This is a genomic window from Asticcacaulis sp. W401b (genome assembly GCF_046503825.1).
In the GTDB taxonomy this organism is placed as follows: domain Bacteria; phylum Pseudomonadota; class Alphaproteobacteria; order Caulobacterales; family Caulobacteraceae; genus Asticcacaulis.
The window spans coordinates 1-25898 of sequence record NZ_JBKFEE010000018.1; the positions used below are offsets into that span (position 1 = coordinate 1).

The following is a 25898-nucleotide window of genomic DNA, read 5'->3' on the forward strand; positions in this document are numbered from 1 at the left end:
AGTGTACTCATGAAACAGCGTCGCCACATAATCCGCATCGCTCTCGAAGGATATGCGCTGCGGCATATGTATCCGGTCAGCCGCCGGAACGTAGCAGGCGCGATCACCACCTACGACCACAGGAGCCGGGAAATGCGCAATGATGGAAACGACGGCCGGCGACAGGGGCTCGAAAGACCGCTCGCCGCTCGCAGCCGCCTCCGGATAGAAGATATCCGGCAGCCCGTCGATCTGAGCCGCGTTGAAGACGGCGTAGGATTTGAGAAAGCGCAAGACGCGATCCCCGTCCCCTTCGCCGCCCTCACTACCGTCGCTCCCGCCAGCCCCCTCGCCGCCATCGACGACCTTGACCTTGTAGAGGATCGCAGGCGAGCCGCGCTCACCCCGGCGCACGCTGGCCCCTTGCGCCACCGCCTGATTGTAGGTCAGCCAGTAGGGCGAGGCGTAGCCGTGCGCCATCTGAATGGTTGATAGCAGGATGGCGTTCATGCCGGAAAAGGCTTCGCCGGTCGACCGCAACGGCAGGGACGGACGCACGGTCTTCCAAGGCTTGCGCCACGGCGCCGTGCCCTTGGCCAGTTCGTTGATGATGGATTGCAGGGCGTTGTCGAGAAGGGTGGGTTTCGAAACGGACATGTGGAAATCTCCCATATTCACCCCGGACCATCCGGGGCTCACCGAGCCCCACCCTCCCCTCTTCTTTGATCAGGCCGCCGCCAGCACCTCCTGCACCGGATAGGCACCGATGACCGACGCCAGCACGGTGTCATCGCCGACAAATGCACGCGCGGAACCATTGATGATCTCGACGAAGCAGCCCAAAGCCTTCAGACGACGGATCTCCGAGAGGTCGAGGGAGACGACCTCCAACCGCGCGCGATCCATCACCAGAGACTTTTTGAGCCGCAGACCGCAGGTCAGGCGCACCTGAACCCCATCACGCATGACCAGATCACGCGCCGCCTCGCCCCCCGGCAGTGTGTCGGACATCGCCACACCGAGTTTGCGCATCAGGTCCAGCGCATCGCGTTCCTTCAAAACCCGGCCAAGCCAGGTCTGACCGTCGGGCGCGCGCAGGCGTTTGACGAAACAGCCCTTGTCCGGCAGGTGCTTCCAGATCGGCAGCAGCAAGCCCACAACCAGAAACAGCTCGGAATGGACCAGCGGATCGATGGCGGCCACCTCGTCCGCCCATCCCTCCGTCCAAACGGCCTCATCGACGACCTGCCAGTTGGATTCCGCATAGGTGGTCGAGAAGACGACTTCCGAGCCCACAGGCCGATAGAGACGTACCGCCGGGAAGAGGCTATCATCGTCGCCCGCCGCGGTGATGCCGTGCTCGACCAGTGCAAACCGACCCGACTTGTCGTTGCGCACATAGTCAAAACGCGTCTCCGGCCAGCGCTCGAAGCGCGCCTGCATGTCCGACACCGATACGACACGGCGCTTCTCGCTGACCCGAAAGCGCAGGAGATGGGTTTGCGCCCCCGTCGGATCGACCCGGACCACGGTGTCGTCCAGCAGTTCGACGGCCTCCGGCACCAGATCCTCGACGCCCTTATCGAGCTGGCCTGACGCCTCGGCCTTTTCCAGAATGGCGCGTAGCCGGGTCTCGAAATCGTCGAACAGGGCGTTCTGATCGGTAATCCGCAACGCCAGAAGCCTGTTCAAGAACGTATGTAGCGGTGGCAGATCATCAGGCTCCTTCAGTGACCCCTCGCCGTCCCTCAGCGACAGAGCAGTCTTGCGCTCGAAGTCACTGATGGCCATACACGCCACCTGACCGCGATACATGGCCGCATAGAAGGCGTGCAACGCGCGGCGAGCCCATTCGTTTTCCAGATTGTCCTCCGGTCGGAATAGACCGCCGCCGGCGCTACGACGCTCGCCTTTGGTAAGGGCGCCCAAGGTGTCCAGTCGCCGCGCGATCGTCGACAAGAAGCGCTTCTCGCCGCGGATGTCGGTCATGACGGGGCGAAAGCAGGGCGCGCAGGCCTGATTTGAGCGATGGGTGCGTCCGATCCCTTGAATGGCCGCATCGGCGCGCCAGCCGGATTCGACCAGATAGTGCTGGCGATGGCGCTGATTGCCGCAGGCGCGGTCCGCATGATAGCTACGCCCGGTCCCGCCCGCCTGACTAAACACCAGTACCTTCTTGCGTCCGGACATGAAATCGTCGGTCTCGGTACGTGCCGAGGCCGACGGACGACGCTCCAGTACCAATCGGTCGTCCTTGCGGATCACCCGGCGTGAGCGCCCAGTGATTTCCGACAGCCGTTCGGGCCCGAAATGATGGACGAGCGCGTCCAGCACACCGGGCACGCCGGGCAAAGTGGCCAGAGACAGGATCAACTCCTCCCGCAGCGCCAGCGCCTCCTGGGACTCGATGGCGTTGCCGGTCGCGTCCTTCATCGGCACGGTGACCTCATTACCATTATCGTCGGTTACCACCTGCATGCACGTGGTCGGAAAGGCGTTTTGCAGATATTCGGTCACGGTATCGCGCGGCGTCAGATCGATAGACAGGTCATTCCACTCGGTCGGCGAGACCTGATCGAGCCGACGATCAAGTACGGCCTGATTGGTGCTGACGAGTTGAACGACGCTCGCCAGGTCCGCGGCCCCGTCGGCTTCGATGGCGCGGATGACGGTCGGTGCCTTGAATCCGCACAGGAGGGCGTTGAAGAAGCGCTGGGCGGTCGAGGCGAAGGCGGACTTGGCGGCGGACCTGGCCTGACCCGATAACGTCTCACCATCCGACGTAATACCCGTGGCCTCCAGCGCCTTTTCCAGACCCGCATGGATGATCTCGAAAGCCTCGGCCCACGCATCCCAGATCTCGATATTGGAGGGCGTCAGTTCATGGATCAACGGCTCGATGGTCACGCCCTCGAACGACAGCATGCGTGCCGTGTAAAGCCCTTGCGCCTTTAGTTCCCGCGCTATCAGCTCCATGACAGCCACCCCACCGGAATCGGCGGCTTTCAGGAAGTCGTCGCGGGTCAGGAACGGGGCCTCGACCGAGCCCCACAGGCCCAGACGACAGGCATAGCCGAGGTTTTCAGGTGTAGTCGCGCCCGTAGCCGACACATAAACCACACGGGCATTGGGCAGGCGATATTGCAGCATCAGACCGGCCAGCCCCTGCTGCGAGGGTTTCTTGACCCCGCGATTACCCTTGCCGCCGGCGGCATTGGCCATTTCGTGGGCCTCATCGAAGACCAGAACCCCGTCGAAGTCGGCGCCCAGCCAGTCAACGATCTGATCGAGGCGCGACGCCTTGCCCTGACGGCCGGCGACCCGCAGCGTGGCGTAGGTCGAGAAAAGGATGGCCTTGTCGGCGCGGATGGTCTGGCCGAGCTTGTAGCCCGACTGCGGCACCAGATCCCCAAGCGATCCGCCAATAGCCGTCCAGTCGCGCCGGGCATCCTCCAAAAGCTCCTCGTTCTTCGACAGCCAAACTGCCTTCACACGACCGCGGGCGACATTGTCGGCGATGATGGCCGAGATCTGGCGGCCCTTGCCGACGCCAGTGCCGTCGCCGATGAAATAGCCGCCACGAAGCTGGAAGCCCCCCGGATGATCATCTTTCACCGCGCCGTAGCCGGTCTTGGCTTCGTTCAGCGCCCAGAAACCCGGCAGGATTTTTTCATGCGCCTGACCGGCATAGATCACGGTCTCCATCTGGGCGTCTGACAGCCCGCCTTCGATGACGGTACGCGGCAGGCGCGGGCGATAGGCAGGCTCCGGCGGCGATACCGAGCCCATGGCCGCGGACTCGACCAAATTCGACGGGTGCGCCACAGCGTGCGCCAGCACCATACGCGATACGCGATAGCCGCTATAGAGCCCGACATCGTCCCCTGATCCGCCCCAAGCGCGTGGCTGGTATTCCACTTCATCGGTCGTCTGCAGGAAGCCGAAGCGCGAAGACGCCACGAGGCCCCCTGAACGCAAGCCCGACACAACGCCTGCCGCCGACGGGCGGAATATACGCGCCTTGGCAGTCAGACGATCCGGAATGGCCAGTACGATGCCAATAGCCGCTTCAAGCGTTTCCGGCATCGCCACGGGTGGCAAGACCCCGTCCCCGGCCGCCCGATCGAAGACGAGCAGACCGGTCTCGACATGGGTGCCGTGCTTGTCGAAACTGCCAGTGGGCAGAAGGATCATGGCGCGGACGGCAAACAGCCGCGACAGACGCAGAACAGCCTCACCCGTAAAGAAACTGGCCGGCACGATGGCGCTGACCCGGCCGTTATCGGCGAGGGCTTTGGCCGCCGACAAAAGATGCGCTTCGAGATACTGGAACGGCGGGTTCATCACGACCGCATCGAGCGATCCCGACACGGGCAGACGGTCATGCAGGACCGCGCCATCGAAGCGCGTACGGCCCGCTGAGGGAAACAATCCCTCGATAACCTCGGCCCGGTGGCCGGCGATTTCGTTGAGATGCAGGCTGGCCCCGCAGATTTCGGCCAGAATGGCCAGAAGGCCTGTACCCGCGGACGGCTCCAGCACCACATCACCCGGGCGAACCTGAGCCCCCAGCACACACAGAGCCGCGATCTCCAGCGGCGTCGAAAATTGATCGAGGGCGACCTGCTCCTCACTGCGACGGCTATGGGTCAGGCCGAGCGCCGCAATGCCCGATAAGGCCGTGACGACCTCGACCGACGTGTCCTCCAGACGCGACAACGGCCCCGCGAGCTTGCGCACCTGCAATACCTGCGCCGCCTCAATCGCGTCATAGGCATCCTTCCAGGCCCACACACCGTCGGCATCGGAGCCCATAAAGGCAAAGGACATGGCCTCGCGGACAAGCGTGCGATCGAGGCGACGATTACGCGAGAGGAGATTGGCCAGTGCGCGCGCGGCAGCCAGCGTCGAGGCGGCTTTGTCGGGTTTGGCATCGAAGAGCGAGAGATTGAGGGACATAGGAGGCTCCAGTTAAGACCTGCACCCGATCCGTTCGGGCATCCCTTCCCGCCCTTCCCTCTTCTTTCCTGACGCTGAAGGAAAAGGGGCCCCTGGCAAACCAGAGGCCCCGCTCACCTACTCCGCCGCTTCGGCCACGCCTTCGTCGTCGCCATCCGATTTTGCTTCCCCTTCATCGTCGTTTGGACCGTCGGTATCCGTTTCATCCGCCTCGTCGTCGGCAACAGACTCGTGCTCCTTTTCGGGCGGCAGCTCGTCGTTGGTGAAGCTGAAGGCTGAGGGCTGCCATTCGCGCTGAACGGCCGCTTCCGCGACGAAATCGGCTAGTGCCGCCTTCTTCAATCCGCCAAGTTCTTCGACGTCACAGCCCATACGTTCGGCGTAGCCGAGGAGTTGGGCTTTGGAGCACTTGCGATAAAACTCGCCGTCCGGATACCAGTAGGTGCGCAGGTCGAAATCGATCTCCTCGGACACCTCCTGCACCTCGGCGCGCGCCTTGCGGCGCAAGCCATCCACCCGATCCTCAGAAATGGCAACCGAGGCGGCGGTCATCAGGGCCAGCAGATCCTGAATGCGCGCGAACGGTAGCTGCGACACCCACGGGTAGGGACGCAGCCCGCTGTCGAGGAAGTCCTGACGGTAGGCCAGCAGTCTGTCGACCAGGTCCCTGTCGAGACCTGGAATGGCGCCGAAGCTGTCCGACTGGATATTGCGACGACAAGAGACGGCGAGCGCCCGGTTCAGATCGGCATTGTAGCCTTCGACCAGCACGACCTGCTGGAACAGGGTCGAGATTTGCAGTTTTAGGGCCGGCATGAAGTTATCGGCCAGAGCACGGCGGAAACCGCGCACAGTGGCGTCAGTCGCGGCGCGGTGGAAGGCGTTACCGCGATCAGAGGTATCGACCACGACCGGGCGCTCCGGAATAGGGTCGGCGACCTTAGTGGCCGCTATCGTGCTTTCAGGGGCCGCACTGCGTTCGGCTTCACGCCACGCCTCGACGTCTTCATCGGTCGTGACGAACTCGAAATCGAGCGCCTGGCGCGCACCGATAGAAAGGATCGCCGCACGCACCGCCATCGGGGCCATCTTGGCATGTGCGACATCGAACTCGGCGGCAGCCATACCGGTCCACAGTTCGATTGCGTTTGGATCTTCCGACTGAGCCAGAGCCTCCCTGGCGGCCGAAAGCCCTGCAGCGGCGGCCTTCATATCGGCTTCCAGATCAGCACTGCGACGGTAGCGATAGGGGGCGTCAGTATATTCATCGCCGAGATCGTAGTCTTCACTGGCAACGACGAAGACCGCAAGCCCCTGACTTTCGAGCAGTTCCTTGATCGGTGAGACCTTTTCGGTCCAGAGCCTATGGGCGGTCTCGATATCGACGCAGGTGTCGGGCAGTTCACCCAGCAAATCGGAGGTGACCCGGCCCCCAGCTTCACGGTAAGCGTCTATACCGATGAAACTCATAAGTGGCGAAAGTGCCGAAAAGCCTGCGGCGTCGAGATAGTCCTGCACGAAGCTGGAATAGAGCCGTCCGTTGGCGCGGGCGTGTTTAGCCATCGTGCGCTGTTCGGTCAGGGAGAGACGGGCGATGAGCTTGAGTACGGCGAAGTCGAACAGGCCGTCCCGGAAAGCCATCAGAACGTCCATGTCTGCACGGGCGACGCCGACATAGCGGCGAGCGATACCCACCTCGACACACAGGGCGCGCGCGATCTGTTCGACCTTCAGCTTTTTGCCGATCAGTGCACGCACCGCCAGCACCAGATCGGCCTGCTTAACCGGCAAGCGGGCGATATTGGCGGTGATGGCGGCCGCCGCGATGGCATCCTTGCCCTCACAGACGAGGACGGAGATTTCGAGGTCTTCGCTGACCCGATCATTGGCCAAAAGATGCCAATATCCATGCAGTCGGCGACGGCCATCGAGTACCATATAGGGCTTTTCGGACTTGGTCCCAGCACGGACCAAAAGCGGGATCAGCAGGCCCGGCCCCTTGGGATCGAGGCTTTCGGCCAGATCAGGGATCTGGTCGTCGGGCCCTTCGAGATAGCGAGGGTTCTCGGCGGCAATATCGAGAGCGCCGAGGCGGACGGTGATGGGTTTCAGAGTGGTTGAGGACTGAGTGGTCATGGCTTGAACTCCAGACGCTTTCGGGGCCCATCCCCGATCAAACGTCACCCTTCCCTGCCCTCCCCTCTTCTTTCTTCAGGGCCTGCGCCCAGCTATTGAAGTCGTCGTAGGGTGCCGGCGGCAGAACTATCTCGACCGAATTGAGCGTCAGCTTGAGGCGTTCTAGGAGGGATCGCGCTCCGCCTTCGCCGACCGGTCCTCTATCGGCAGCAATGGTCAGATGCCGCACAGCCGGTGGCGGGATGTATCGGGTCAGGTTGGTTACGCTCAGGAGTGCCTGACCTGGCAATTGGAGGTGCTCGCTCGCCGAAAGCACAGTCATTACGCCCTCTCCGACGACCATGTGCTCGGCTATGGGGTCTAAGGCGACCATGGCGCCGGATGGGACCGTTCCGACTATCTTGCGAGAGGTTCGAATATTCGTGTTCCGACACCCCGACGCGGTGAGATAGGTGATCTCTATTCCGCAGAGACTGCCATCCTTAGTTTCGATACGAGAAAGAAGGGCTCGCGCGGTGCGCCGGCAGGCTTCGTCATAGACGGCAAGTGGGCAATCAGACAGGTAGCGTAGGCTGGAGATGTGCTCGATAGGGCGTCTGATGGCCCGTTCCCCACGGACATAGGCTTCTGCGGGCGTGTTGTGTATTCTGTGGCCGAGTGACCATAAGTCTAATGCCCGCCGGGTCCTAGCGGGGTCCGAAAGCGGCGACCGTACGTCAACGGCGGTGCCAAATGATTCGGACGGATAGCCCTGTTGGTTAACGAGGCCGCGCGATCTCAGGTCTGCGAGGATTTCTGAAATTGTTGCCCCGCCGAAACTATGGACGATCACCTTGCCGTTTCGGCTGATCATAAGGGAGGCGGAGCGGTCGGTTTGACTGTGTCCGGGTGCCGGAATTAGCGCTTTGGTTCCGTTCGCATATAGGATGCCTCCGGCGGTCTGAACGATCTTTCTGAGCGACATTTTTCCCTCCATGGATGTTCTGCAGGAGGGGCCCTCACCCGTTCTTTCGGTATCGGTTTTCTGTGTGAAAACACGAATGGGGGTGTTTGCGGGGCGTGCGTCGCCTTACCGGGAGGGTTGGCCCTGTCGTCCGGCGGGGCGGGCTCATTTTTGGGTAAAAACACGAATTTAGCCGACTTTAGGTCTGTCTTTTAAGTCGATGGTTTTATTTATGAATCACGCGTCTTACTCAGACGCTCCAATTCTGTGTGAAAACACGAATGGCTGGCGCTCTATGCGATCGCAGCTGGGTAGGGTTTGGGTGGAAAATCACCAAAACGCTGACCCGAGTATTTCTGTGTGAAAACACGAAGTTTGTAGTAGGCCTCAAGCGCGAGTTTCAGGCGTCTTAGCGCTGACGGGACAATGTCTCTCCCGTCGGAGAGCCTACTGTGCGTTTCACGGACACTGACGGTGTGAAATGGGATGGTTTTTGAGGCCGGAGATGATCGGTGCAGGCGGCTGAGGCGGTTGAAATTTCCACAGGGGCTTCGCGCGCGTGAGGGTTATAGATATGTTAGAGTCAGAGTTAAGAGGAAACTCGAATTTTTTAAATTCATGATTTAAATGAAGAAAAGTTGGTATTTTCGGACGGCTGTTTGGGTGAAAACACGAATGGATGTGTGTGAAAGCACGAATCCTGTTGGGTAAAAACACGAATCGCTTGCGTTTCTATCCACAGCGGATTTAATGTGTGAAAGCACGAATGGTCATAACGTCGGTTTATGCGCCGTTTTTGTGTGAAAACACGAATCATCGGACAGTTTAGCAGGTTTAGTTCGAATGAACCCTGCGACCTTGATCTGTGTGAAAGCACGAAGTTTGCACGATTTGTGTGAAAACACGAATCGGGCGTTGGTTCCATTGAAAGCCCGGGTGCATTGCCACTCAAATTTGTGTGAAAACACGAACGGTCCCTATGTCTGAATTGCCTTTAAACCCGAGATCGCCGCTCTTACCGGATCGACACCCGGAACCCGATTTCTTTGTTGCGGACATTTTTGACGCGACGCCTAAGGGCGATCAGGCGTCCATGGAACACCCGTTGTTCACCTTGGCGACCAAACCCGACATGGAATCCCAAGAATACCGACACGGGGACATTTTTGTAAACATAGGCCCCTCCCCGATCGGACGCGCGACGGTCCATGACCGCGATATCCTCATCTACTGCATCTCGCAGATGATGGCGCGGATCAATGAAGGTCGGAAGGTAAGCCGCACCATGCGGTTCAACCCCCATGACCTGATGGTCGTCACAAACCGGGACGTATCGGGCCGGGGATACCTGAATTTCAAACAGGCGCTAAAGCGCCTGCAGGGGACGCAGATAGAAACCAACATTCAGATGGGGGGGAAGGAACAATGGAACGTCTTTTCCCTCATCGCAGACGCGACCATCGTTCGTGAGACGCGTGATGGGCGTATGCAGGAGGTCGAGATCACGCTGTCGAATTGGCTCTTCGACGCGATCGAGGCCAAGGGACGCGATCTTCTGACGCTCCATCGTGACTACTTTCGGCTTCGAAAACCCCTGGAACGCCGGCTCTACGAAATTGCCCGTAAACACTGTGGACATCAAAAGAGCTTCCGGATTGGATTGCAACGCCTTCAGGAGAAGGCTGGCAGCCAGAGTAGCATTTACGAGTTTCGCCGTCTGATTTCAAAAATCGTCAGCGACAATGCGAGCCATCAGCATATCCCTGAATACGACTTCGCGTTTGACGGAGATTTTCTGGATATCTATCGCCGGGAAGAGGGGGGCGCCCTGCCCTCCCCTGCAAAGCGGGGTCTTATCGTCAGCGATTCAGCCCGGGAGCGTGCCAAGAAGCATGCGAAGGGCTGGGACATTTATGCGCTCGAAGCGGAGTGGCGTGACTGGGTGACATCCAAGGCGATCGAGGTTCAGAATGCCGACGCCCATTTCGTCACCTTCGCGAAGCAGCGGGGGCCGTATAAACGCTAGTGAAAAATGCGGAAAATTCCAAAAATGCCAAATGTTCTAATAATGCTGAAAATTATATAAATTCGTATGAATTAAAAAATGCGTTGTCATTAAGAGAAGTTTTCGCATTTATATAATTTATGGCTAGTTTTTGCATTTTAAGCAGAATCGGCATATTGCGAATTTTTGTCGTGGAAAACTTCGCCTGAAGTTTTTGCTGGTTAAAGAGGCATTAACTATATCGCGTAATTATAGGCCTGATTAAGAGAAGAGGAATGTGATGAAGAGCGCACCGGTAATCAGCTTCGCGACATCCAAGGGTGGATCGGGCAAAAGCACGGCTCTGATCATCCTCGCATCGGTTTTCGCCCATGAAGGCGGGCGAGTCGCCGTCATCGACACCGATCCGAACGAAACGGTCTGGCGCTGGGCGCAAAAGGCGGGGAAGCCGGCAAACGTCACGCCCTATAAGGCTCGAAACGAAGACGAACTTATGGATTCGATCGACGCCGCACGCGCTGCCGGCCATCACCTGATCCTGATAGATGTCGAGGGGCGGGCCTCTGCGCTTGGAACGCTGGCTATGTCTTCAGCGATGCTCACCGTTATCCCTGTGCGCCCAAGCGAGCCCGACGGGGTTGAGGCCAGCAAGACGATCAAGGCCATTCGCGCAATTGAGCGGGCCATCAATCAGGAGAAGCGCTACTGCATCGTGATCAATGGCCTGAATGGCGCTATTCGCTCTCGAACCTTTTACGATGTTAAGGCGACATTCGACCGGGCCAATATCCCAATGGCCGCACACCTCGTCGACCGGGAGATTTACCGCCGTGTCCTTATGGAAGGCGGAACTATCTATGGCCTCGAAGGTGTCTCCGAAAAACAGGTAAAGGCGGCCCACGAAGAAGCCTATCTGTTTGCGGACAACGTTGCGGTTATGGTCGGTTTGCGTCCGAGTGAAGCTGGCCGAGCGACAGAGGCTGCCGAACAGGCAATCGGCGCGGTCATCAGCGAAGCAGCGCGCCGAACCGTGGACCTGGCTTCCGACGAAAACGAGATGGTTGATGGGGAGGCGAGTCGTATCGTTGAAAAGATGCGCGCCGATGAAGAGAAGGGGGAGGTGGCATGAGCGGCGACAAAGGGTCCAGATATTCGTTCGGCACAGCTCAGGACTGGCTCGACGACGCGCCACCGGCTCAGGCCACTCCAGCACCGAGCGTTGACCGCGACGAGCTAAAGCGCAAGACCAGGGAGGCGGCGGCATCAGTCAATTACGTCGCCCCGTCAGAAGTCGCCCTTCAACCCGCGACCCAGCCTGCGGCCGTACCGCAACCCGCACCTGCGGCTAAAGCCGAAGCCCCGCCAAAATCGCCAAAAGCAAAGGTGGCGAAGGTTATTGAGATCGAAGCCAAAGGGAAGGGACGCCCCAAGGGAGAGCGAACGGTGCAAATGTCAGTGCGTATTCGCCAAGAGCATGATGAGCTGATCAAAGTCATCGCTGGTGGAGACTTCACAGTGGCGAGCATCGTTGAGGAAGCGCTCGTGGCCTTCGCACGGAAGGTTTACGAGGAAAAGCGCTATAAGCGTATGCCGCTCGATAAGGAGACGCTGGAGCTAGCCAAACGCGTGTTTTCGAATATTTAGAATTAAGCGCATTTTTCACTAGCAAATAATGCGAATAATCAAGGCCGATCCGAAAGGATCGGCCTTTTTCGTCGTCTCAGGCCGCGGATCGGGACCTAGGCGAGCCTCCACCAGTCAGCTCGGAGGTCGCAACATCTTACTGGCAGTTCCCTATATGGTTGAAACGAAGCCCAACCTGTAATTGTTGCTTGACTATCGGCACGCGATTGCCCTAGCGTCATTGAGCGATAGTTTGAGTTGATTGCCCTTCAGACAATTCAGGAGATTCCAGATGGTAGCGCGCTCCCAGCCGCGTTGGGCCAAACGGCCCCGTATGCCCCAAATTCTAGCCGCTAGCGGCGTGCTTATGCTCGCTGCGTCTCCGGCCTTCGCCCAAATTGAAAAGCTCACATCGGTCCTGGAAAACGTCAAGACGGCACTCCTCGGGATCGGTGTCGTCGCCTTCACCATCATGATCGCCTGGGCCGGCTACAAGATGGGGTTCCAGCACGCTAAGTGGTCGGAGGTCTCCAACATCGTCATCGGCGCTGTCCTTGTCGGTGGCGCGGCTGCCATAGCCGGATGGCTAATCAACTGATGGAGGGGTATCGCGATCCGATATTTAGGGGATCGACCCGCCCGCCGATGTTTTTCGGGGTGCCCTTGATTCCCTTTCTCGTAACCACCGGAGCCTTTCTGGTCGTCGGGATGTGGCTGCTTTACCTACTCAGCGGATACGCGACCCTCGTCCTGATGGTGATCTATGTTCCGCTAATCGTCACGATGCGGGAGATCACCCGGCGCGATGATCAGCGATTGCGCCAAATCCTCCTGCGCGCTCGGATGCGAGTCCGACATGGTGCTGGCTTCAGTCACTGGGGCGCAATCTCCTATTCGGCACTTCGTTATAAGCGGAGGGCTTAAGATGCGCACCGCACAAGCCATACGCCAAGCTGCGAACGCACAGGTCTCGACGGCGGACCACGTTCCTTTTGGCAGCCATGTACGGCCGGACGTGATCAAGCTGAAGGCCAATGGCGACTATATCGCCGCCTGGAGGCTAGAAGGCGTAGCGTTTGAGACCGCCGATCCCCTCGAAATCCACATGCGCAAGGAAAGCCTCGTCGGCTTTCTACGCGGCATTTCCGGCGGCCAGTTTGCGCTGTGGACCCACAAATTACGCCGTAAGATTCATGAGCGTCTGGATGCGCGCTTCGAGAACGCGTTCTGCCAGGACCTGAGCGATCGCTACAACCGGTCTTTCGACACCCATTCGCAGATGGCCACCGAGCTCTACCTGACGCTGGTCTATCGGCCCAAACCCGCAGGCCTAGGACGCTGGTTCTCGAAGGGCGGCAAGCTGTCGCGGGAAGCCCGTCGAGCACAGGAAGAAGAGGCGCTGGGCTATCTCGACGATACGGCACAACAGGTCGAAGCGGCACTCGATCGCTTCTATCCGCAACGTCTGAAAACGGTCTCGCGGGGCGACGTTGTGCACTCCGAACTTTTAACGCTCTATGGCTTCCTGCTCAATGGCGTGTGGGAAGATGTCCCGCTGCGATATGCCAACTTAGCCAGCTATCTGCCGACGTCGCGACTGCATTTCGGCGAGCGAAATGGCTTGGTTGAAATCTGGCATCCCAAGGGCCGCAAGTTCGCAGGGCTGCTCGATATTCAGGAGTACCCCCGCTATTCCGAGCCAGGGATGTGCAATGCCATCCTCTATGGCCAGTACGAATATGTTGAGACGCAGTCGTTTTCCTTGTTGAACAGGCGAGATGGCTTGGCGGCGCTCGATCGGCAGAAGGGACAGTTGATCGCGTCAGAGGATGTCGCTGAGCGCGAGATCGCCGAAATGGATCAGGCCATGGATGACCTGCAATCCGGACTGATCGAGCTGGGGGAATACCACTTCAGTCTGGCTATCTTCGGTGAGACACCGCAAGCCGTATCGAAGTCGATGGGGGAGGCGAGGGCGCTCCTGCAGGACGGTGCCGGCTTCAAGATGGCTGTCATCGACGCCATTCCAGAATGCGCCTGGTTTGCGCAACTGCCGGGCAACTGGTCGATGCGGCCACGCGAAGCTCTCTTGACCAGCCAGAATTTTGCGGCGCTCAGCCCATACCATAATTTTGCGCGCGGCAAACGCGATGGGAACCCCTGGGGGGAGGCGCTGGCCCTATTCCGAACCCCATCGGGCCAGCCGTTCTACTTCAACTTCCATTCCTCGCCTGATCGTCGGGATGTCACAGACGAGAAATACCCCGGCAACACGTTCGTGTGCGGGGCGACGGGTGTTGGCAAGACGGCGCTGGAGATGACGCTTATCGCCTTCGCACTTAAATATCCGGGCCTGCGCTGTGTCCTGTTCGACAAGGATCGGGGCGCCGAGATAGCGGTGCGTGCCATGGGCGGTCAGTATTTCCGGCTGGAGCGAGGTAAGCCCACCGGTTTCAATCCGTTGCAGCTTGAGCCGACGGAGAGCAACATTCAGTTCTGCGAACAGATCATACGCCTCTTGGTCTTACCGGCAGGGGAGGGGCGTGGTCTCACCGCCCGCGAAGAAAGCGACATCTCAAAGGCGGTACGCACTGTGATGTCCGATCAGGTTACCGCCGCGGTTCGGGGCATGACCGCCGTCGCGCAGAACCTGCCAAAGACCGGCGACAATAGCCTGCATGACCGCCTACGCAAATGGACACGTGGTCAGCCCTTGGGCTGGGTCTTCGACAATCCTCGCGACCTGCAGGATTTGCGCGGCGCGCGGGTTACCGGGTTCGACTACACCGAGTTCCTCGACGACGTTCAGGTGCGTACGCCGATCATGGCTTATCTGCTCCACCGTACTGAGGAGCTGATTGATGGCCGGCCTTTCATCTACGTGATGGAGGAGTTCTGGAAACCCTTGCAGGACGACCATTTCGCGGACTTCGCGCTCAACAAGCAGAAGACCATCCGCAAGCAGGGCGGGCTCGGGGTATTCGTGACCCAGAGCCCCTCTGACGTCCTGCTGCATCGCATCGGCAAGACCATGGTCGAGCAGAGTGTCACTCAGATTTTCCTGCCCAATCCCAAGGCGGACCACGACGACTATGTCAACGGCTTCAAGGTCACTGAAGCCGAATTCAATTTGATCCGGAACCTCGGCGAGACCAGCCGGCTGTTCCTTGTCAAACAGGGCCATGCTTCGGCGCTGGCGCGCTTCGATCTGGGCGGACTCCCAGACGTCCTCAACATTGTCTCCGGTACGACGGAAAACGTCGAGCTGCTCGACGAGATACGCGAAGAGATCGGCGACGATCCGGACGCATGGCTTCCGATTTTCCAAGAACGTATCCGCGCGCGCCGCGCGCGCGGTAAGGAGCAACGAAATGGGTAAGATCCTCTTCGCAGCTATGGCCACCCTTTGCCTAAGCATCTGCCCGCCGGCACAGGCCCAATGGAAGAAAACCGATCCTTCGGCTGCCGACAGCTTCGTTTTTGTCCCCAGTGACAAATGGCTCAAGCAAGGCGGCATAACCCGCGAGCAGTGGAACGCGAAAAACCCGCCGTCCGCAGAGGAGTGGCGGAAGGCGTGGCGTGTTGCAGGAACGTCTGCCGATAATCGCTTCTACCGAAATTTGCGCAGGGACTGCGCGCCACCCCCTGAATATTCGTCCAAAAAGGCGACTGGCTGATGGGTATCGCAACCGACATCGAACTCGCCATGGATATGATGCTGGCGAACTACGTGAGTGAAAAAAGCGCAGCCGTCTGCGCCATGTTGGCGCCCGTCGCTCTTGTGGGAATAACCATCTACGTCATCATGATGGGGTATAGCGTTGCCCGGGGCGAGGTAAGGCATACGCTGATGACGCCTTTGTGGAAACTGGTCAAACTCGGCTTCGTCGTCACAGTGGCTCTGAGCGTCGGCCAGTTTCAGTCCATGATATTGAATGCCTTCTACGGCATTCAGGACGGGATGATCGGTGCGTTCAGCCAGTCCGGATCGGTGGGCGGCACGATTGATGAGTTCATGGAGCCCTACAACGAACTTAGCCGGGCCATTGGCCAAGAGGCTTCTAATTCTGCAATTCCGGATTTAACGCTGTATCTGGCATTGGCGATTGTCGCGATCAGCCAGGCGGTGCTCTTCGCCGTTGGCATCGGAATGGTGGTTTTGGCGAAAGTGGCACTGACGCTCGTCATGGCTATCGGACCCGCCTTCATCTTGTGCGCAGCATTCCCGGCAACCCAGAGATTCACGGAAAGTTGGATCGGGCAGGTTCTGAACTACATACTGCTCAACATTCTGGTGGTTGCAGCGTTCGTCATGCTGACCTTTTTTGCGCAGCAATTCGCGGATAGGGCGTTGGCCACCTACAACGACGACAGCCAGATAATCAAAGACTGCACGGCTCTCCTCATCGTGTCGGCAGCGTTGGTTGTGGTCATGCTCAACCTCAATGCCATCGCATCGGCGCTTGGCGGCGGTGCCAGCATCGCCGGTGCCACACAAGCCGCAGGCGCGGCAGGGCAGGGACTCATGGCTGTCGGCGGTGCGGTAGTCGGGTTGGGAGCGTCGCTTATGGGTAAGGCGGCGAAGGCGTACAGCAACCGAAAAAAGGGTGGAAGCATTGCACCCGGTGGCGGTCAGGGCGTAGCGGCCTCATCCGGTGCATCGAATGATGGCCCTGGCACTTCGCCCCTCTACCAAAAGCCAATTGTTGAAAACCTGCGCCGATCCGCATCCACCTGAAGGAGATTGTCATGTCCGTCCTCGACTATCTGCGCCGTTCCAAGTCCGCCCGTTTGTCGGCCACCGCCGCAGCTTTTCTGGTGACCGCCGTCACAGCTAACGCCGCCATGCCCGTTGTTGACGTCTCTAACCTCGCTCAGGCCGTAAAGCAGGTTCAGGCGTGGAAACAGCAGTTCGACCAAATGAACCAGCAGATTACCCAACTTCAGCAGACCTATCTCAAGGCAAAGGGACAACTTGATGCGCTCACCGGCGCGCGAGGCATCGGGGAAATACTAAACAACCCGCTCGTTCGGCAGGTTGCGCCGGACGAGGTGGTCTCCGCCTACAACATGCTCGATGTGCGCGGGGCCGAAGGCCTGACGGATGTCGCGCGCACCCTTCGCGCTGATGCCACAGTCTATGACTGCGGCGATCAGATAGGTGACCGAAAGCGTCAGTGCGAAGCGGGCCTGGCCATCGGCTATCAGGATATCGCCTACCAGCAGCAGACGCTGGATCGGCTTCAAAACCGCAGCACCCAGATCGAAGCGCTGCGTAGCCAGATCAATCTGACGCAGGACCCGAAGGCAATCGCCGAATTGCAGGCCCGCATCGCCGTCGAACAGGCCCATGTCCAGAATGATGCAAACCGCATCGCAGCGGTTAACGCCCTGTCTCAAAGCCAGCAGCAGGTCCAGCAGCAGAGGCAGCGCGAGCGAACGATGAAACGCTACGCCAAGGATGCGCCGTCGGCGACCGACAGCTTCGTCTTCACGATGCCGGTGAGCTGAGAGCAGTAGGGGAGGGGAACCATGCCCGCTGAGGCGCGAACCGTGAAACCGTCCGATGAAAAGGACTATTACCAGAAGGCTCAGGACTGGGAGGCCGATCGTCAGGGGCAATTGCAGCGCTCGGAGCGGCGCGCATGGCGGGTCGCTATGCTGGCGACAGGGGTCGCGGCGGTGGCCGTCGTTGCACTTGCCACGCTGGCCCCTCTGCGGCGGACAGTGCCCTATGTATTCGAGGTGGACCGGGCGACTGGCAATGTCGCCTTTGTCCAGGCCGCCGATGACCGGACCACGCGCGGCTATCAGGAGATCGTCGACAAGCACTGGGCGCAGCGCTACGTCCTCGCCCGCGAATCCTATGTATATAAGCTCCTTCAGACGGACTATGACACGACGTTGGGCCTGAGTGACGACCGGACGGCGCGTGGCTATGCGCAATTGTTCGAAGGCGATAACGCGCGCGACAAACGGTTTGGGACCAATACCGAGCAGACGGTCGACGTCCACTCGATTGCCCTTGCGCCGGATAATATCGGCTCGAAGGCTGTCGTTCGTTTCTCGAAGACCACGCGCCACCTCGATAGCGGTTTGGTCGAGCCGCCACAGACCTATGTGGCGACGCTCGCCTACGAGTATGTGCCGTCGATGAGCGGCCGCGAAAAGGATCTGATCAACAATCCGCTGGGGTTCCGCGTCACGAGCTACCGGGTCGATCCGGAAGCGCAATCTGTGCGCGCTGACCCTGTCGGCGAATATTAGGGGTGGCCATGAAACGTCTTATCATCAGCCTATGGTCAGTCGCCTGCTTGATTTCATCGCCACATGCTATGGCCGAAGCCCCAACGCCGTCGGGTCGGGATGCGCGGGTTCTATTCGTCGATTACCATCCCGAGGCGGTGACGCGGGTAGAGGTCCGGCGCGGGTACGTGTCGCGGGTCATTCTGGAAGAGGGTGAACGTATCCTCACAGCGGCTACGGGTCTGACCGCCGACTGTACCGTTGAGACGAGCCAGTGGTGTGTGCGGGCGGATGAAGGCAGCAACACGATCTGGATCAAGCCCAAGGCCGGGGCCATCAAAAACAATCTCGAACTAAAAACGGACCGGCGCGATTACAGTCTGGAGTTCGAAGTCGTGACGGCGAAACCGATCCGCAACCGGAAGGGCAAGGTCATTCGCTGGACCAGCCCTGATCCGATGTACCGGGTGATCTACCGATATCCCGTCAAGATCTCACCGGCATCCGAAAGCCTGGCCAAAGCTTCGCAACAGAGGCCATCTCAGAAGCTGCCGTCAAAGCCTGAGCCTCGAAACTGGGCCTATTCGATGGAGATCGCGCCGAAGTCCGAGAGCATCGCGCCGTCTCTCACCTTCGACGATGGCCGTTTCACCTATTTCAGATTCGCGGCGAACCGTGATGTACCGACGCTCTACCGGATCACGCCCGCAGGCGAGGAAGAACGGCTGAACTTCCATATGGAGGGTGATCTCGTCGTCGTGCAGCGAACGGCCGAGCGCTTCGTACTGAGGCTGGGGGCGGCGAGCGTCGGGATATGGAACGACGCCTTCGATCCAGATGGGATTCCACCAAGCGACGGGACGACAGTCAAGGGCCTGCACCGCGACGTAAAGGAGGGTAACGATGACACCCGACAATGATCTCGGCATTCCCCCGTCGCAGCCACAACCCGATGACATCGTCTCTGTCAATGCGCGCACGGCGCCGGGCGGCAACCCGCTGGGCAAGGTCATTTTCCTGACGGCCGTCGCCGCAGCAATCGTGGTAGGCATGGCCGTCGTTCTCAACATGGCGAAGGGCAATGCCAAACCCGACGAGGTGGCCGCCAGCAGCGCATCGAAGTCGGCAAGTGGGCCAGCGCGACGCACCTTCGAGACTCCGCCGCCCTTGCCAGGCGCACAGGCGCAAGCCTCGATGTCAAACCCTTCAGACCTGTGCGCCGATGGCTTGGCGCCTATCGCGGTCAGAGGTTCGAACGGCGCACCCGTTGTAACGCCCAATGGTCCCGTGCTGGTCTGCCGCGATGGAACGGTGCCGGTCACCGATGACACCACCTATGTGGAGGCACCGCCACCGCCTCCTCCGCCTTCATCCTCCTCACAATCGACCTATGCGGCGAGCGCTCCGCGCACGGCATCGATAACAAAACGGGTCGATCCCTATGCCGGCGATGTGTTCCTTTCCTCGGGGCGGTCTCGACTGGCCCCGCGCGCCGAATCCGGAGACGACTTTCCCGTGCTATTCGCGACGGAAGGGGAGGGGAACGCGTCGGTGGCGCCTTTGGCCGCCAGCGCCAACGATAGGATGCTGGCATCCGCGCTGCAAACGACCCGGACAGCAAAGGTGCGGGCGACGAAACTCGGCGATCGCAATCTCATTCTGCCGAAGGGCAAAACCATCGAGTGCGGGTTGTCGGTGAGGTTGGTCAGCGACCTGGCCGGTCAGGCCTCGTGTGTACTGACGCAGAATGTATACTCTGACAACGGGCGCGTCGTTCTGCTTGAACGGGGCTCCGAAGCGGTCGGGGAATATCGGGCGACCATGGAGCGGGGGCAACGCCGCCTGTTCGTAATCTGGACCCGCATCAAGACGCCCAATGGCATTATCATCGAACTGAACTCACCGGGGGCGGATGGACTTGGCGGCGCGGGCCTTCCCGGCCATGTCGATAACCATTGGTGGCAACGGGTCGGATCGGCGTTCCTGCTCTCGACCATCCAGGATGCGATCGTTTACGCGGCGAGCCGGAACGACAATGGCGACACGATCGTCCTACAAAACACGCAGTCGGCCGGGCGCCAGATGGCTGACCGCGTGCTGGAAAACTCGATCAACATCAAGCCAACCCTTTACAAGAACCAAGGGGACAGGGGGCTGATCTACGTGGCGCGCGATCTCGATTTCGGGGACGTCTATGCGGTACAATCACGATGACCCTCCCGCGCGGCTTGGCCCGGATGCGATGGTGCGCGAACTGCTGCGGCCGTTCACACCCTATCTGAATAGGCCCGGCCTGACCGAACTGGCCATCAACAGGCCAGGTGAGGTCTTCGCCGAGGTCGGGGGCACTTGGGAGTGTGAGGCCATTCCCGAACTAAGCTATGAGCGGCTGTCGTCCTTGGCCACCTCAATAGCCAACTACACTGACCAAGATATCGGGCCGCGCCAGCCGATCCTATCAGCGATTTTACCGGATGGTCAGCGTATACAGATCGTCGTGCCGCCTGCCTGTGAGCCGGGCACGGTATCCCTCTCGATACGCATTCCAGCCAGCCAGATCCGCCGGCTCGACGATTACGACCGAGAAGGCGCGTTTGCTCATTTTACATGGATCAACGGCCCCACCCCACATGAAGCTTCACAGTCGACCAGTGACCGGGCTTTGTGTGCAAACCTTGCCTCCGGCAATTTGGCTGGCTTTCTTGAGAGGGCCGTGAAGGCGCGGAAGAATATCGCGATCGTAGGAGAGACTGGATCGGGCAAGACCACGCTCATGAAGACCCTGTGCCAGTCGATTCCGGCAACGGAACGATTGATCACCATCGAGGATGTTCGCGAACTTGAGTTGCCGAACCACCCGAACCGGGTCCATTTGCTCTATGCGAAGGGCGGTCATGGCGTGGCCGAGATTACTCCGTCGGACCTGATCGCCTCGAACATGCGCATGAAGCCTGATCGGGTGTTGTTGGCTGAGCTGCGCGGATCGGAAGCCTTCGACTACCTGAAGCTGCTGACGACCGGACACGCCGGCTCGATCACCTCGTTTCACGCCGAGTCCTGCGCTTTGGCGGCAGAGCGCTATGTCTTCATGTGCCGCGAACATGCGGATGCGGCGGTGTACGCGACGTCCGATCTGAAACGTCTCGTCAATCTGACGCTCGATGTCATCGTTCACATGACTGCGCGTGGCAGCGGCGATAGCGACCGACCGGCAAGGTATGTCCGCGAGGTGTGGTTCGACCCGGACAAGGGCGGCCGCTCACCGGCAGCTGGGGTCCCGTCGTGAAGCCGCGCGGCGTCATTGCGGTGGCTGTAGTGCTTTACGCCGTTTTGGGCATCCCTGCGACTCTATGGATCGCGGGCGGGGCCTTCTACGGCTACCATAAGGCCTGGCCCGAAAGCTTGGAGATCACGACCTGGCTCGATTACTGGCAGGCCTATGGCAATGACCCCGTCCAGCGAAAGCCGCTTCAGGTGTCACTGGTCGTCGCCATCGCCGCCGTTTATGTTGTGCCCGGCCTAATCTTTGCGCAAATTCTCAGCGGTCCTGGCCGCCCACTGCACGGCGCAGCCCGGTTCGCCAATACGACCGAAATCCGCAAGGCCGGCCTGTTCGCTGAAACGGGGATCATTGTCGGGAAGTATGCCGGTCGCTTTCTGGTCTTCGGCGGACAGCAATTCGTGCTGGTGGCCGCCCCGACGCGTTCCGGGAAAGGCGTAGCCGTCGTCATTCCGAACCTGCTGAACTACGCGGGCTCGGTCGTCGTCTTGGACATCAAGCTCGAAAACTTCAATCTGACCTCCGCCTACCGCGCGGCACATGGCCAGAAGGTGTTTCTGTTTAACCCCTTCGCAGAGACCTACCATACCCATCGTTGGAACCCGCTCGACGCCATCCGCCGCGATCCGAATTACCGCGTAGGCGACATACTGACGGTCGGACAGACCCTTTATCCGTCGGGCGGCGACAAGGACGCGTTCTGGAACGATCAGGCGCGCAACCTGTTCCTTGGCATCGTTCTGTTCCTACTGGAGACGCCCGATCTTCCGGTGACGCTTGGCGAAGTGCTGCGGCAGTCGTCGGGGCAGGGCAAACCCGTGCGGATCTACCTCGAAGATCTGATCGACGACCGCAATCGGTCGGAATCGCCCCTAAGTGCGGAATGCCAGGAGGCCCTGTCGCGGTTCTGCGCAACGAGCGAAAACACCCTGACGTCTATTCTGGCCACCTTCAATGCGCCGCTGACCATGTTCGCCAACCCGCTGGTCGATGCCGCGACCAGCCAGTGCGATTTCGAACTGGCGCGGGTCCGGCAGGAAAAGCAGTCGATCTATATCGGCATACAGCCCGACAAGTTGGCGGACGCGGCGCTCCTGATCAATTTGCTATTCTCGCAACTGATCAACCTGAACGTCCGAACCCAGCCGAAGGATGACCCCACCATACGGCACGATTGTTTGGTGATCCTCGACGAGTTCGCGGCCTTGGGCCGGATCAACATTCTCGCCAAGGCCAATGCGTTCATCTCAGGCTATGGGCTCAGACTTCTGACGGTCGTACAGAGTGTGGCGCAACTGGAGTCGGTCTATGGCGAACGCGACGCCCGCACCCTGATGACCAACCACGCCCTGCAAATCCTCTTCGCGCCGCGTGAAACGCGCGATGCCAATGCGTATAGCGAGATGCTTGGTTACACGACGGAGAAGGTCAAGAGCCGTAGCGTCAGCCATAATCGTGGGGGTGGGCCCGGCCACGGATCGAAATCGGAATCCGTATCCGACCAGAGGCGCGCTTTAATGCTGCCGCAGGAACTGCGCGAATTGCCGCGTGACGAGGAAATCATCGTCATCGAAGGCGCCAAGCCCGTGCAGGCCAAGAAAGCTCTCTACTACGCTGAAGCGGACTTGGTAGGTCGGCTGAAATCTGTCAGCCCGGGACTCGCCGCCCTCAAAGGCGCGCTGCCGTCGCAAGCACAGATTGAGGCCGCCTCACGCGGCGATTTGCGTGCGCCGCTGCCGAAGCTCGATGTCGACCTGTTCGTCGCCAAAAACGAGCAGCGCACGCGGCCGCTCCAGCCGGGCGAGGCCGTCGATGTCAAACGACTCGCGATCGATGTCAGCCAGATACCGCCGGTGGACAACCAACAGTCACCGTCGCCGCAAGTAATGGAATCGATCGTCAGCGCATTCTTCGGTCAGACGCAAGGTCGCCCTGTAGAAGCCACCGAGCCCAACAAGCTGGCGACCGCAGCGCAGGAGACCACCCGCCGTCCCCGCCGCCGCGGTTGCCAGCTCGATCTCGAAATTCCCAACGTGAAGGAGACCTCATGACCAACCGATGGATATGTCTGCTTGCTGCAAGCCTCGCGCTGAGTGCCTGTGCCGCGCCCCCAAAGCCGGTCACTTTGGATGGAAAACACCGCATCCCTGTGAACACCCCGCAAGCGATGTCGGTCTATCTTAAGCCAGTCGATCCGCCGGCGACGAAGGCCAAGCCATGAACGAGGTCGAGTCGGCCCGTGCACCGGATAAGGCCCAAGCCGCAGATAAGGCGTTGGCCGCTGCGGATTGGTACTATGACTGGTCGGATGACGCCTCAGCGCGCCAGCGAGGCTACGAATCCTACCGGCGCGCGATGGACACACTGGAGAGTCTGGCCCAGTCGGATCAGACGAAGGCGCGCGACCTTTGGACCAAACACGCTCCCAAAGAAACGACCCTCCCTGAGTTTCTGGTCGAGGGCTATACTCGACGTCCTGACGAGCGCATGGCGGACGACGAGCGCAGCGAACTCGCCGGAGCGACTCGTCAGCCGCTGGAAACGCCGCAGCGCCTGAGTACGGCTGATCCGGTGCCGGAGGCGGTCCGCAACCGCTTTTTGCAGGTCGGCAAGGCGTTTCACTACCGGGATAAGGCCGGTGTCGTTGCGTTTCAGGATAAGCAAAAGAGCCTTGTCACGGCGCATGACGATGTTCATGTGGTGCGGGCCATGATCGACGTCGCCCAGACACGAGGCTGGACGTCGATCCGAGTTCGAGGATCTGAAAAATTCAAGCGCGAGGCTTGGCTGCAGGCCAGCGTTCGGGGCATTGAGATCGAGGGCTTACGTCCCAACGATGTGGATCGCGCCAAGCTAAATGATCTGAGGCGACATGAAGGGAGCAAGTCCCGTGGCCCCGTTGAGCGGGGCGTAGGGGACGCCGAGCAGCCGCTGTCGCGCCAACAGGAGACGGCGGTCGAGGCATTAAAGGCCATCCTGAAAGATCGGGGCGACAGTGAGATCGCCGTGGAAATGGCAGCGGACATCGCGCGGCAGCGGTTCCGCACCAGTCGGACCTATGTCGGTCAGGTCAAGGAGATCGGCGACGCGCCCTATCAGGATAACCCGGACAATACACATAGTCCGTATGTCACCTTGACGACGCGTAGCGGGGACCAGAAAATCTGGGGCGTCGACCTGCCACGAGCTTTGGGCGAGGGGTGGATACAGGTCGGTGACGAAATCGCTCTTGCCTATCAGGGCCGAAAAAGGGTCGAAGTTACTGTGCGGTCAAAGGACGCCGAAGGTCGCGACACCAGCCGCAAAGAGTTGGTCGATCGCAATAGCTGGGATGCCCGCCGCCTTGATGACCTCCAAAACGAAGTGAAGGCGCGCCTGACGCGGGCAGCCAACGTCGAGCCGATCATACAGGTCTATGACCGACAGGCTCGCTCGAACAAGAAGGCGAATGACCGGGTGCGGCAGTCCCATCGCAGCGTCGAACGGACGCGATAGGGGCCGGTCAAACAGGATCACCAAAAGCCAAACGCTTTCCCGAACGAGAAGACAATAATCACGCTCGCCGCCGATCCCAAGAGCAGGACAACGGCTACGGCGAACATCATTGGGATAAACAGGACGACGCGGATGAGAATGGCTACCAACATCACCATCAACGCGCCCAAACGATACAACAACCTGAAGGGCGGCTCGATCCAATCAGAATAGACGCCCTCGATGAACCACAGGGTCGCGCGCAGGGCGTCGCCAGTTCGAGCAGCAATAGATAAAATTGAGGACATACTTTTCTCCTTCGCGCAGCTGGGCTGGCGATCAAAACGGGGGTAGGCGGAGAAAAGAGAATTCATTCGGGACGCAGAGTCGGGCGTCAAGGAGATTGAACGCTTAAGGTGGAGGGAAGTCAATCCCGGCGCTCATGTGATATCTCTGTGTCAGCCAAGGTATCGAAACCACTGGCCAGCGGGGTGTGTTCACGAAATGCATCGGGAAAGCGAACGCCTTCCGATCTACCAGCTTCTTATCGCGTTGGTCGTCACAATAATCAGCTGGGTACGGGGGCCGGGAAGATGTGCACTCTATGCAACCTGACTAAATCACGCGACTTTTCCGTTTTAAAGTAGCACTTCGAGCATCTATCGGCCCGTCGAGAATTGTGCTTGGTGCGCCCATCGTCGAGAAAAGTTCTCCTACCTGAACGTCCAGTGCACTTGCCAACTGTGCTAGAACAATAGCAGTTGGATTTCTTTTTCCATTCTCCAATCCACTGATATAGGCTTGATCAAGTACCGCGGTCGATTTCGCAAGAGCATCTTGAGACAACTTTTGCCGAAGTCGCAGACGCGTCACGTTCCAACCAATAAGAGCTCGAACATTCACTGCTTAAATCTCGTCTACTTTGCGCTCGGTGCCTTAAGGTATTTTATAGTAAGGGATCTTATCTCATCACCTGACCATGTTTTCTTTTCACTGGCATTCCGAACCTCGTCGGGAAGATCCTCAACTGAGAACAAGTCAGGTACGGTGATGTTTAGTGCCTCTGCGACCCCAGCTAACGTGCTGAAGGTAGGGTTCGCCTCTCCGCATTCGAGTTCGCTCACCGATGGTTGGTCGGACATACCAGACGCCGCCGCAAATTTCTCTTGCGAGAGCTTGAGTGCGATCCGGCCTTTTCTTACGTTCCAACCAATAACCAGAAGATAATTCATCTCCACAATGATGCGGATGAA

23 protein-coding genes are annotated in these 25898 nt (G+C 59.5%); 16 read left to right on the forward strand and 7 right to left on the reverse strand.

Annotated elements, in window-relative coordinates; genetic code table 11:
• The 4 genes from ACK8OE_RS18675 to ACK8OE_RS18690 all read right to left on the reverse strand — a co-directional run.
• The coding region (locus ACK8OE_RS18675) for an ArdC-like ssDNA-binding domain-containing protein (protein WP_410273843.1) at positions 1-636 on the reverse strand (636 nt) is incomplete at its 3' end.
• Positions 637-705: 69 nt separating this feature from the next.
• Positions 706-4938: a strawberry notch-like NTP hydrolase domain-containing protein gene (locus ACK8OE_RS18680; protein ID WP_410273844.1), complete on the reverse strand. Its 4233-nt coding sequence runs from the start codon at positions 4936-4938 to the stop codon at positions 706-708.
• Between the two features lie 117 nt (positions 4939-5055).
• Complete coding sequence (locus tag ACK8OE_RS18685; protein WP_410273845.1) at positions 5056-7074, reverse strand: hypothetical protein; 2019 nt, start codon at positions 7072-7074, stop codon at positions 5056-5058.
• 37 nt (positions 7075-7111) lie between these two features.
• On the reverse strand, positions 7112-8050 hold the full coding sequence (locus ACK8OE_RS18690; RefSeq protein WP_410273846.1) for a toprim domain-containing protein: 939 nt from the start codon (positions 8048-8050) through the stop codon (positions 7112-7114).
• A gap of 946 nt (positions 8051-8996) precedes the next feature.
• On the opposite strand from ACK8OE_RS18690, the gene ACK8OE_RS18695 reads away from it, so the two are divergent.
• From ACK8OE_RS18695 to ACK8OE_RS18770, 16 genes are all read left to right on the forward strand, one after another.
• Complete coding sequence (locus ACK8OE_RS18695) at positions 8997-10043, forward strand: replication initiator protein A (protein WP_410273847.1); 1047 nt, start codon at positions 8997-8999, stop codon at positions 10041-10043.
• Between the two features lie 259 nt (positions 10044-10302).
• Complete coding sequence (locus ACK8OE_RS18700) at positions 10303-11151, forward strand: AAA family ATPase (RefSeq protein WP_410273848.1); 849 nt, start codon at positions 10303-10305, stop codon at positions 11149-11151.
• Entirely contained in the window at positions 11148-11666 is a 519-nt protein-coding gene (locus ACK8OE_RS18705) for a hypothetical protein (RefSeq protein WP_410273849.1), read from the forward strand. The genes ACK8OE_RS18700 and ACK8OE_RS18705 overlap by 4 nt, the downstream gene beginning before the upstream one ends.
• A gap of 271 nt (positions 11667-11937) precedes the next feature.
• On the forward strand, positions 11938-12243 hold the full coding sequence (locus tag ACK8OE_RS18710; protein WP_410273850.1) for a TrbC/VirB2 family protein: 306 nt from the start codon (positions 11938-11940) through the stop codon (positions 12241-12243).
• Positions 12244-12290: 47 nt separating this feature from the next.
• On the forward strand, positions 12291-12569 hold the full coding sequence (locus ACK8OE_RS18715) for a VirB3 family type IV secretion system protein (protein ID WP_410273887.1): 279 nt from the start codon (positions 12291-12293) through the stop codon (positions 12567-12569).
• Position 12570: 1 nt separating this feature from the next.
• Positions 12571-15024: a VirB4 family type IV secretion/conjugal transfer ATPase gene (locus ACK8OE_RS18720; protein WP_410273851.1), complete on the forward strand. Its 2454-nt coding sequence runs from the start codon at positions 12571-12573 to the stop codon at positions 15022-15024.
• A complete protein-coding gene (locus tag ACK8OE_RS18725) occupies positions 15017-15322 on the forward strand; it encodes a hypothetical protein (RefSeq protein WP_410273852.1) in 306 nt (101 codons plus the stop codon). The genes ACK8OE_RS18720 and ACK8OE_RS18725 overlap by 8 nt, the downstream gene beginning before the upstream one ends.
• Positions 15322-16383: a type IV secretion system protein gene (locus ACK8OE_RS18730; RefSeq protein ID WP_410273853.1), complete on the forward strand. Its 1062-nt coding sequence runs from the start codon at positions 15322-15324 to the stop codon at positions 16381-16383. The genes ACK8OE_RS18725 and ACK8OE_RS18730 overlap by 1 nt, the downstream gene beginning before the upstream one ends.
• A gap of 11 nt (positions 16384-16394) precedes the next feature.
• Complete coding sequence (gene virB5, locus ACK8OE_RS18735) at positions 16395-17156, forward strand: P-type DNA transfer protein VirB5 (RefSeq protein ID WP_410273854.1); 762 nt, start codon at positions 16395-16397, stop codon at positions 17154-17156.
• A gap of 42 nt (positions 17157-17198) precedes the next feature.
• Positions 17199-17912 (forward strand): virB8 family protein, encoded by a 714-nt coding sequence (locus ACK8OE_RS18740; protein ID WP_410273855.1) that lies wholly within the window; start codon positions 17199-17201, stop codon positions 17910-17912.
• Positions 17913-17920: 8 nt separating this feature from the next.
• Entirely contained in the window at positions 17921-18811 is an 891-nt protein-coding gene (locus ACK8OE_RS18745; RefSeq protein ID WP_410273856.1) for a TrbG/VirB9 family P-type conjugative transfer protein, read from the forward strand.
• Positions 18795-20105: a type IV secretion system protein VirB10 gene (virB10, locus tag ACK8OE_RS18750; protein ID WP_410273857.1), complete on the forward strand. Its 1311-nt coding sequence runs from the start codon at positions 18795-18797 to the stop codon at positions 20103-20105. The genes ACK8OE_RS18745 and virB10 overlap by 17 nt, the downstream gene beginning before the upstream one ends.
• 28 nt (positions 20106-20133) lie before the next feature.
• Positions 20134-21177 (forward strand): P-type DNA transfer ATPase VirB11, encoded by a 1044-nt coding sequence (gene virB11, locus ACK8OE_RS18755; protein WP_410273858.1) that lies wholly within the window; start codon positions 20134-20136, stop codon positions 21175-21177.
• Complete coding sequence (locus ACK8OE_RS18760) at positions 21174-23222, forward strand: type IV secretory system conjugative DNA transfer family protein (RefSeq protein ID WP_410273859.1); 2049 nt, start codon at positions 21174-21176, stop codon at positions 23220-23222. The genes virB11 and ACK8OE_RS18760 overlap by 4 nt, the downstream gene beginning before the upstream one ends.
• Positions 23219-23392, forward strand: coding sequence for a hypothetical protein (locus tag ACK8OE_RS18765; protein WP_410273860.1), 174 nt, complete (start codon positions 23219-23221; stop codon positions 23390-23392). Before ACK8OE_RS18760 ends, ACK8OE_RS18765 begins: the two co-directional genes overlap by 4 nt.
• Positions 23389-24666, forward strand: a complete 1278-nt coding sequence (locus tag ACK8OE_RS18770; protein ID WP_410273861.1) for an LPD7 domain-containing protein — start codon at positions 23389-23391, stop codon at positions 24664-24666. Before ACK8OE_RS18765 ends, ACK8OE_RS18770 begins: the two co-directional genes overlap by 4 nt.
• Positions 24667-24683: 17 nt before the next feature.
• Here ACK8OE_RS18770 and ACK8OE_RS18775 read toward each other — a convergent pair whose 3' ends face one another.
• The 3 genes from ACK8OE_RS18775 to ACK8OE_RS18785 form a co-directional block, all read right to left on the reverse strand.
• A complete protein-coding gene (locus ACK8OE_RS18775) occupies positions 24684-24953 on the reverse strand; it encodes a hypothetical protein (protein WP_410273862.1) in 270 nt (89 codons plus the stop codon).
• A gap of 307 nt (positions 24954-25260) precedes the next feature.
• On the reverse strand, positions 25261-25548 hold the full coding sequence (locus ACK8OE_RS18780; RefSeq protein WP_410273863.1) for a helix-turn-helix domain-containing protein: 288 nt from the start codon (positions 25546-25548) through the stop codon (positions 25261-25263).
• Between the two features lie 14 nt (positions 25549-25562).
• Positions 25563-25877 (reverse strand): helix-turn-helix domain-containing protein, encoded by a 315-nt coding sequence (locus tag ACK8OE_RS18785; RefSeq protein WP_410273864.1) that lies wholly within the window; start codon positions 25875-25877, stop codon positions 25563-25565.
• Between the last annotated feature and the right edge of the window lie 21 nt (positions 25878-25898).

Coding starts and splice junctions, on each gene's coding strand:
- ACK8OE_RS18685 (WP_410273845.1), bottom strand. CDS start 7,074: ATGACCACTCAGTCCTCAACCACTCTGAAACCCATCACCGTCCGCCTC.
- ACK8OE_RS18715 (WP_410273887.1), top strand. CDS start 12,291: ATGTTTTTCGGGGTGCCCTTGATTCCCTTTCTCGTAACCACCGGAGCC.
- ACK8OE_RS18725 (WP_410273852.1), top strand. CDS start 15,017: ATGGGTAAGATCCTCTTCGCAGCTATGGCCACCCTTTGCCTAAGCATC.
- ACK8OE_RS18700 (WP_410273848.1), top strand. CDS start 10,303: ATGAAGAGCGCACCGGTAATCAGCTTCGCGACATCCAAGGGTGGATCG.
- virB10 (WP_410273857.1), top strand. CDS start 18,795: ATGACACCCGACAATGATCTCGGCATTCCCCCGTCGCAGCCACAACCC.
- ACK8OE_RS18770 (WP_410273861.1), top strand. CDS start 23,389: ATGAACGAGGTCGAGTCGGCCCGTGCACCGGATAAGGCCCAAGCCGCA.
- virB5 (WP_410273854.1), top strand. CDS start 16,395: ATGTCCGTCCTCGACTATCTGCGCCGTTCCAAGTCCGCCCGTTTGTCG.
- ACK8OE_RS18720 (WP_410273851.1), top strand. CDS start 12,571: ATGCGCACCGCACAAGCCATACGCCAAGCTGCGAACGCACAGGTCTCG.
- ACK8OE_RS18730 (WP_410273853.1), top strand. CDS start 15,322: ATGGGTATCGCAACCGACATCGAACTCGCCATGGATATGATGCTGGCG.
- ACK8OE_RS18785 (WP_410273864.1), bottom strand. CDS start 25,877: ATGAATTATCTTCTGGTTATTGGTTGGAACGTAAGAAAAGGCCGGATC.
- ACK8OE_RS18775 (WP_410273862.1), bottom strand. CDS start 24,953: ATGTCCTCAATTTTATCTATTGCTGCTCGAACTGGCGACGCCCTGCGC.
- ACK8OE_RS18765 (WP_410273860.1), top strand. CDS start 23,219: ATGACCAACCGATGGATATGTCTGCTTGCTGCAAGCCTCGCGCTGAGT.
- virB11 (WP_410273858.1), top strand. CDS start 20,134: ATGGTGCGCGAACTGCTGCGGCCGTTCACACCCTATCTGAATAGGCCC.
- ACK8OE_RS18695 (WP_410273847.1), top strand. CDS start 8,997: ATGTCTGAATTGCCTTTAAACCCGAGATCGCCGCTCTTACCGGATCGA.
- ACK8OE_RS18690 (WP_410273846.1), bottom strand. CDS start 8,050: ATGGAGGGAAAAATGTCGCTCAGAAAGATCGTTCAGACCGCCGGAGGC.
- ACK8OE_RS18745 (WP_410273856.1), top strand. CDS start 17,921: ATGAAACGTCTTATCATCAGCCTATGGTCAGTCGCCTGCTTGATTTCA.
- ACK8OE_RS18680 (WP_410273844.1), bottom strand. CDS start 4,938: ATGTCCCTCAATCTCTCGCTCTTCGATGCCAAACCCGACAAAGCCGCC.
- ACK8OE_RS18705 (WP_410273849.1), top strand. CDS start 11,148: ATGAGCGGCGACAAAGGGTCCAGATATTCGTTCGGCACAGCTCAGGAC.
- ACK8OE_RS18710 (WP_410273850.1), top strand. CDS start 11,938: ATGGTAGCGCGCTCCCAGCCGCGTTGGGCCAAACGGCCCCGTATGCCC.